At 63.4% G+C, this 6902-nt stretch carries 8 protein-coding genes; 6 read left to right on the top strand and 2 right to left on the bottom strand.

The window, feature by feature from the left end:
* Positions 1-72: 72 nt before the first annotated feature.
* On the bottom strand, positions 73-552 hold the full coding sequence (locus DFR67_RS26765) for an ArsI/CadI family heavy metal resistance metalloenzyme (RefSeq protein WP_084891373.1): 480 nt from the start codon (positions 550-552) through the stop codon (positions 73-75).
* Positions 553-649: 97 nt separating this feature from the next.
* Between DFR67_RS26765 and DFR67_RS26760 the strand changes: the two genes are divergently transcribed.
* The 6 genes from DFR67_RS26760 to DFR67_RS26740 all read left to right on the top strand — a co-directional run bounded on the left by DFR67_RS26760 (position 650) and on the right by DFR67_RS26740 (position 6173).
* Complete coding sequence (locus DFR67_RS26760; protein WP_084891344.1) at positions 650-1009, top strand: Rv2640c family ArsR-like transcriptional regulator; 360 nt, start codon at positions 650-652, stop codon at positions 1007-1009.
* A gap of 490 nt (positions 1010-1499) precedes the next feature.
* Positions 1500-1646, top strand: a complete 147-nt coding sequence (locus DFR67_RS30875; RefSeq protein WP_168176531.1) for a hypothetical protein — start codon at positions 1500-1502, stop codon at positions 1644-1646.
* Positions 1647-1648: 2 nt separating this feature from the next.
* On the top strand, positions 1649-1837 hold the full coding sequence (locus DFR67_RS26755; RefSeq protein WP_084891346.1) for a hypothetical protein: 189 nt from the start codon (positions 1649-1651) through the stop codon (positions 1835-1837).
* Between the two features lie 121 nt (positions 1838-1958).
* Positions 1959-2507: an ATP-dependent DNA ligase gene (locus tag DFR67_RS26750; RefSeq protein WP_276206090.1), complete on the top strand. Its 549-nt coding sequence runs from the start codon at positions 1959-1961 to the stop codon at positions 2505-2507.
* Between the two features lie 61 nt (positions 2508-2568).
* Positions 2569-3744, top strand: a complete 1176-nt coding sequence (locus DFR67_RS26745) for a tyrosine-type recombinase/integrase (protein WP_211325169.1) — start codon at positions 2569-2571, stop codon at positions 3742-3744.
* A 434-nt stretch (positions 3745-4178) separates the two neighbouring features.
* On the top strand, positions 4179-6173 hold the full coding sequence (locus DFR67_RS26740; RefSeq protein WP_084891350.1) for a tyrosine-type recombinase/integrase: 1995 nt from the start codon (positions 4179-4181) through the stop codon (positions 6171-6173).
* A 111-nt stretch (positions 6174-6284) separates the two neighbouring features.
* Here DFR67_RS26740 and DFR67_RS26735 read toward each other — a convergent pair whose 3' ends face one another.
* A complete protein-coding gene (locus DFR67_RS26735; protein WP_084891352.1) occupies positions 6285-6887 on the bottom strand; it encodes a mycothiol-dependent nitroreductase Rv2466c family protein in 603 nt (200 codons plus the stop codon).
* Positions 6888-6902 lie beyond the last annotated feature (15 nt).

The raw sequence follows: 6902 nt of genomic DNA, 5'->3' as shown, positions 1-6902 counted from the left end.
AACCGCCAGGACACATACCTGTGGCGGGCACCCCCACAGGTGCCCGCCACAGTTGCTCTCGTACCAGTGCCCCTAGCGGGCAGCAGCGTCGACCGGCGCGGACTCTGTGGTCCCGCAGCACGCAGATCCCGATTCCTCGGCCGGAGAATGGTTGGTTTCCAACAACTTCGGGGTGGTGCCGAACGTATCGGAATCAGCGAGCACGGTGTAGACCTCCCACTTTTCCCCGGCCGGGCCGGTCACCCACACCTTGTCCTGGGTGGCGAAGCAACACGTCGCGTTGATCTCTTCTTCGGTGAACAGGCCCTCGCCGCTGAGCCGGGCGATCTCCGAATGCACGGTGTCGCTGGACTCCACTTCCACCCCGAGATGGTTGATGGTGCCGCCCTGGCCCGGGTTCTCCAGCAACACCAGCTTCAGGGGCGGCTCGGCCACGGCAAAGTTCGCATAACCCGGCTTGCGTTTGGCCGGAGCAACATTGAACAACTTCGAATAGAACTCGACCGCCTGATCAAGATCGTCGACATTGAGCGCCAACTGCATACGGGACATAACTACCTCCACCTGTGAGACATACATCGAACTACCGTCACCACCCAGAGTGCCGACCTCTTCGACATATGTCAATACCGTGCGTAAGATCGGATCCATGCCCAAGACGTTGCCGGTGATCGACATGACCGCACCCATATGCTGCGCACCCGTCTCGGCCTCCCCGATGGATGACGACGCGGCCCTACAGGTGGCGCTGCGGCTGAAGGCATTGGCGGATCCGGTTCGGATCAAACTGATGTCCATCCTGCTCACCGACGACGCGGGCGAAGTCTGCACCTGCGACCTCGCGGCCGCCGTCGGGCTCTCTGAACCGACCGTCAGCCACCATCTCGGGCAGCTCAAGAAAGCCGGGATGGTCCACCCCGAACGTCGCGGCATGAACGTCTTCTACCGTGCCCACACCGACGCGCTGCAAGCGCTGCGGCAGGTCTTGGACCCAACCTGCTGCCGCTAGCCACCGCAGTGTCGCGAGGAGTCGTTTACCAACTTGTTGGACAGGACCCGCGACGGCTGCACGCCAGTATCTGCTCGTCAAAAGCTCGCCTCCTGGCCTCGAACTGACTGACGTCACCAGCACCATGTCGAGGGCAAGGTAGTCGGGTTACCGAGTGCCGCGGCAGCACCTTGCCTTTTGGTTCATAGTCCGTGCGGATGGATGACAGCTGGTTTCTCTTGGGGTGTCGCGTGCACCACGGCCCAGCAGGTGCGGCAGGTCCAGGACCGGCACGGCGGCCGGCGAAGGCTGTCCCAGCCCACCAGCACCCTGTTGGGGCCGAGCTGGTGCCCGTTCGGACACCGAGAGGGCGGATGGCGGTCGTCGAACACGCTGGACTCCTCACATGAGCCTTCAACTCCTCCGCAGCAGCGATGCTACGGCCAGACACCGCCAGGGCCAGACCAACGACTGTGGCGGTGTTGTCGGGCGGGCATGTGAGACTTGAGGTATGCCATACCCACCTGAACCCGACGAGGGTCAACCTGGACTCGTGCTGCTCTCGACAGGGGCGTACGGCTACCGCTACATCGGCAGTGATGACGTCATCATCATGAAGATGCCTCCCGCACCTGTCGATGAAAAGGCTGAGACCTGACGGTGGGCGGCTCCGACGTGCGGGTCGATGTGCACCAGCTCGCCGGCGACGGGCAGTGGTCCTGGACCTCTCGCCCCGGCGATGGCCGGGCAGCGGCCGAGCACTCCCCCGTCAGCTACGGTTCGGCGCTCGCCGCCATCACTGCCGCCCAGGGCCACTTCGGTCCGGGCGGAGTGACCATCATCGTCTGATCGACCCTGCCCCGGAAGCTCGTTTGGGGTTCACCGCGGCGGGCACACTGAACCCATGCCGCCTGCCCCCTCCCCCATGCTCGCCACCCTGGGAGAACCTCCACAAGGAGGATCTCAGGGGTTGGCGGTGGAATTTAAGTGGGACGGAGTTCGCTGCATCGCCGAAAACCGCTCGGAGACAACGCGTTTGTTCAGTCGGAACTCAAACAACTTTAGCAGCAGCTACCCCGAGTTGGTGGCGGCCATTCCGGACATCCTCGATGGGCGCTCGGCGGTCCTCGACGGTGAGATCGTGGCCCTGGACCCCAAGGGCAGACCCTCGTTTAGCCGCCTACAGCGGCGCATGCACGTACAGAAGCCGACAGGCCAGCTTGTGGCGGCCACGCCGGCGCAGTTTTATGTGTTCGACATTTTGGAGCTGGACGGGCAGGACACCACTCGTCTGCCCTATCTCGAGCGCCGCGAGATCCTCGACGAGCTGGCACTGTCGGGCAAGTCCGTACAGACTCCACCGTTCTGGACGAACGTCGACATCCAGGCCATGCTCGACACCGCGAAAGAACATGGCCTAGAAGGCATTGTGACCAAAAGAGTCACCTCGACCTACCAGCCCGGCCGGCGCTCCCCCGCCTGGAGAGTTAACTGCACCAGGAGAGCCGTAACGGGCTAGGGTTCGACCTAATCCTGGGGGCAACATGGACGCAGAAGCGTCGAATGAACGGTATGCACTCATGGATGGTGTCGTGGAGCTGCCTCGGATCGGTTCGGTCATCTCGGATAGCTCGACTGTGGTGCCGTACGGGGTCGCTGATGCTGACGGAGCTCGAGTCGATGCGATTGACGTGTGGGTTCGAGACCTGGTGATGTGCGATCGCAGCACGAGAACGGTTCGCGCCTACTGCTATTCACTCCTTACGTGGTTTCGCGTTCTCTGGTTTCTGGGTGTCAGCTGGAATCATGCGACCGAGTCCGATGTGGCCGCGATGGTCGGCTGGCTGCGCAGTGCCAGCAATCCTCAACGTCGCCGGTCGCCCGCGTCGACGAACGTGGCTGGGGCAGTCAATCTCAAGACTGGCAAGCCTGAACTCGCGCTGGGATACAGCCCGTCGACGATCAACGTTGCACTTGCTGCGACCTACCAGTTCTACGCCTTCCATGGGCATTCCGGGCAGGGTCCCGTTCTCAACCCGGTGCCGCAGTCCCCACAACGACGACGAGCGTTGGCCCACCGCAGCCCGATCGAATCTCGTCAACGCCACCGTCGGGCGCGGTTGCGGCAGAAGACGGCCGACACCTTACCTCGATCGATACCCGATTCATTGTGGTCCGAGCTGTTCGAGGTTCTACGCGGTCCTCGCGACCGTGCATTGCTGCTGTGTTTCGTCAGCAGCGGCGCCCGGGCCTCAGAGCTGCTAGGCGCGACAAACGGTGATGTGGACTGGGACCATCAACGGATATGGGTGATATCCAAGGGCACCCGGATGCGGCGCCCGGTTCCTGTGTCGCCCGAAGCGCTCCTGTGGCTGGCTGGGTATGTTCACACAGCGACCAACCCCGATGTTGCTGCCCCGCTGTGGCGGACGCTGAGGAAACCTGAACGTGCACTGAGCTATTCGGCTGCACGACGCGTCTTCCAACGCGTGAACGTAGTCCTAGGAACGAACTGGACTCTGCATGACTTGCGGCATACCGCGGCGGTCCGGATGGCAACCGACGGAACGCTCACCCTTCCTGAGGTGCAAACGGTCCTCGGCCATGCTGATCTGCGCACCACCAGCCGCTACACCGTCCCCCGGATGGAAGAGATGGTCGAGACCATGGCTGCGTTCTACGCTCGACCAACCCCCGCGCTGCATCTTCACGCGGACTACGACGCTGCCGACTTCTCGGTGGTGTTCGGTGACTAGATCACGAGGCACGACCACCTCGCGGACGCGTCGCCGCCCTCTGCCGGATTTGACAGAGTGCCTTCGGCATCCACCTGCACCGACGACAACCACGCCGGCCCCCGCGATGCCAAACCTGCCTGCCCCATTCGGGGATCTGTCTGCCGCAGGAGCGGCTGAACTGACAGAAGCGGCGACGCACGCCTGGCCGCAGGCGAAGTCCACGAGACAGAAGCGGTCCTTGTCTATCCGCATGTTCACCAACTATTTGGCGACCTTGCCTGGTGAGACGTGGCAGGAGCGGTGGGTGATGAGCGGGCTCGACTCCGGCGATCGCACCATCACCGATATCACCCACGGAGCTATGAAGAGCGGCTCACATGTCGACGGCATGAAGAGCCTATCCGCGTTGCGGGTGATCTCTCCCAGTGTGGTCGCGCTGCGTTTATTCGACGATGGCCCAGTACGGCGCATCGTTCGGGCCGGCGCAGAAAGATCCACTACTCGACGCCTTCTACGTGGAGTTGGGCAGCATCGATGCGCGAGTGATGCAGCGGAACAAGGCTCGCAACGAACTGTGTTTCGCATTGACCAGCCAGCAAATTGGTCTGGTCGACCTCACGCCCGAAGCCCTGATGTTCTACGCGCGAGCTCACATGGACGCCTGCGGTGACAGGGCCTACGCGGAGCGTCCTGGTGTGCATCTCGCGTGGCAGGCCCTGGTCAGGATGGGCCATTTCGGGCCCGGGACGCCAAGCACTCTGGCGCTGGCGCGCGCCCGCCGGCCCCGATCTGTCGAGCAGCTCGTCGACCAATACCACCTCAGCAATCAGGGTGTACGCACCCTGCTGATCGACTATCTCCGGCACCGCAGCAGCGAAGGGATGGATCACAACACCCTCCAAGCCCTGTCCCGGACATTGGCATCAACCTTCTGGAAGACCGTCGAACGAGTATCCCCGGGCCAGCAGGATCTGCACTTGAGCCCCGCCACGTACGCATTGTGGCTTGAGGACGTCTCGGTTGTTCGAACACCGGCAGGTACCCACCCGCGGACCGATCTTCACAACATCCTGATGACGGTGCGCGCACTCTACCTCGACCTGCAAAGCTGGTCGGCGATCGAACCGGAACGATGGGCGCAGTGGGTCGCTCCCTGCCCGCTCCCCGCGTCCGCGACATCCGGGTACAGCCAGGAACGGCGCCGGCAAAGTGAGCGCATCGCCAACCGCACCCGCGAGCGTCAGCCGATGCTGCCTGCGATGACCGCGCACGTCGAGCGGGAACGGCAGGCCACGCTCGAGTTCCTCACTCGGGCGAGCGCCGCGGCGATTGACGAAACCTTCGAGCACGTCGGCGCGCGGTTCACTCGAGTGGCCACCGACCGTGAACACAAAGACTTTGACCGCTCGGGCGCCGCCCGGGTTCGCGTCCGTAGCCATCGCACCGGCGACATCCTCAATCTCCAGATGGCTGAGGACCGCGCCTTCTGGGACTGGGCGCTGCTCGGAGTGCTGCGCCTGGCAGGAGTTCGGCAAGAAGAGCTCCTCGAACTCACCCAACTGAGCGTTCGCCAATACACCCGGCCCGGCGGCGAAGTAGTCGCACTCCTGGTGATTGCACCATCCAAAGGCGATCGCGAACGAGTTATCCCCATGTCGGCGGAGCTCTTTCACATCGTCGCCGCCATCATCGGCCGGCACACCTCCAGCGGCCGCACAATCCCGGCGCTGCAACGATGGGACCCGTACGAATCGACAGTCGGACCAGCCCTGCCGTATCTATTTCAGAACTCGCAGGGACCGGTGGCGCGGTGCAACAGCGTCGGATGGCTCAACGATGCGCTCGCGCGCATCTGCCTAGACGTCGCTGCCGAGCACCCCCAATTCGAGGGACTGCGCTTTACCCCCCACGATCTACGGCGACTGTTCGCCACCGAACTCGTCAACAACGGCCTTCCCATCCACATCGGAGCCGCCCTGCTCGGTCACACCAATCTGCAAACAACCCGCGGCTACGTCGCAGTGTTCAACGAGGACGTGGTCCGTCACTACCAGCAGTACCTCGAACGCCGCCGGGCACAACGTAACTCCGAGGAATACCGCCCCGTCACGCCCGAGGAATGGGGCGAGTTCGAAGAACATTTCGACAAACGTAAAGTCGAACTCGGGACCTGCGGGCGGCCCTACGGCACGCCCTGTGCACATGAACATGCATGCATCCGATGCCCGATGCTGCACGTCAGCCCGGACATGCTCGACCGACTCAACGAACTCGAAACAGACCTGCATGCCCGCCGAGACATTGCCCAGACAAAGGGATGGATCGGCGAGGTCGAGGGCATCGCCCTTACCCTGTCGTTCTTGGCCCGCAAGCGCACCGATCTTGAGCGTCTCTCAGCTACGAAAACAACTGCTTTGGGGCTTCCTGGCGTCGGCGCCCCCGCTTAGCAGTTCCGCGCGGCAACTGTGCGGCTAGCTGCGGCCAGGACCGGACGTGAGGCATGCCTAGTCCGGTGCCCCGTTTTCCGTCGCTGCGCCGATGCGTTACCGCGAACGGTCTCAGGAACTGAACGTCGGCGGTCCGCTGTGTGGTCGTTGCAGTTGTGCGAAGGCGCTTGTTGCCGACAGCGTCTGCAGGGCGTCGAACAGCTGGTCCCCGTCGTGGTCATCGGGAATGGCGGTAAGTACTGGCCCGAAGAAGCACTGGCCGTCGATGCACATGATGGGGCTACCACCGGAGTCGCCGAGGCTGTCTTGGCTTTGCTGGTGTGCCACGCGCACTGCACTGTCGTAGGTGGAGTCGTCGAGGCTGTCGGCGAGCTGGGGATCGAGGCCGCTCTCGGTGAGCGCTTGGGCCACCATCGCTGTGGTGACGTCGGCGCCCTGCTGGTGCACCCGCTGGCCCAGGGCGGTGTAGAGCGGTCCAAGTGCGCTGTCGCCGGCCCGGTCATGGGCGGCGGCCAGGACACGGCCCAGTTGCTGAGAGACTTCGACGTGGTGCCGCTGCCGTTCAGGAACATCTGTGCCCTCGTTGAGCACCGCGAGACTCATCTGCCGCCAATCGATCTCGATGTCGCGTCGTTGCGCGGTGTTGACAAGCCACCGAGACGCGGCCCAGGCGAACGGGCATGCTGGGTCGAAATAGAACGTCACTGCGCTCATCTGTACTCCTTCAGG

The sequence above is a fragment of the Williamsia limnetica genome, assembly GCF_003217475.1.
GTDB classification, from domain to species: Bacteria; Actinomycetota; Actinomycetes; order Mycobacteriales; family Mycobacteriaceae; genus Williamsia; species Williamsia limnetica.
This window is presented reverse-complemented; position numbering and strand designations above follow the sequence as displayed.

Excerpts from the sequence above, each read along its gene's own strand:
- DFR67_RS26735 (WP_084891352.1), bottom strand. The coding sequence starts at position 6,887 with ATGAGCGCAGTGACGTTCTATTTCGACCCAGCATGCCCGTTCGCCTGG.
- DFR67_RS26760 (WP_084891344.1), top strand. The coding sequence starts at position 650 with ATGCCCAAGACGTTGCCGGTGATCGACATGACCGCACCCATATGCTGC.
- DFR67_RS26745 (WP_211325169.1), top strand. The coding sequence starts at position 2,569 with ATGGATGGTGTCGTGGAGCTGCCTCGGATCGGTTCGGTCATCTCGGAT.
- DFR67_RS26740 (WP_084891350.1), top strand. The coding sequence starts at position 4,179 with ATGGCCCAGTACGGCGCATCGTTCGGGCCGGCGCAGAAAGATCCACTA.
- DFR67_RS26765 (WP_084891373.1), bottom strand. The coding sequence starts at position 552 with ATGTCCCGTATGCAGTTGGCGCTCAATGTCGACGATCTTGATCAGGCG.
- DFR67_RS30875 (WP_168176531.1), top strand. The coding sequence starts at position 1,500 with ATGCCATACCCACCTGAACCCGACGAGGGTCAACCTGGACTCGTGCTG.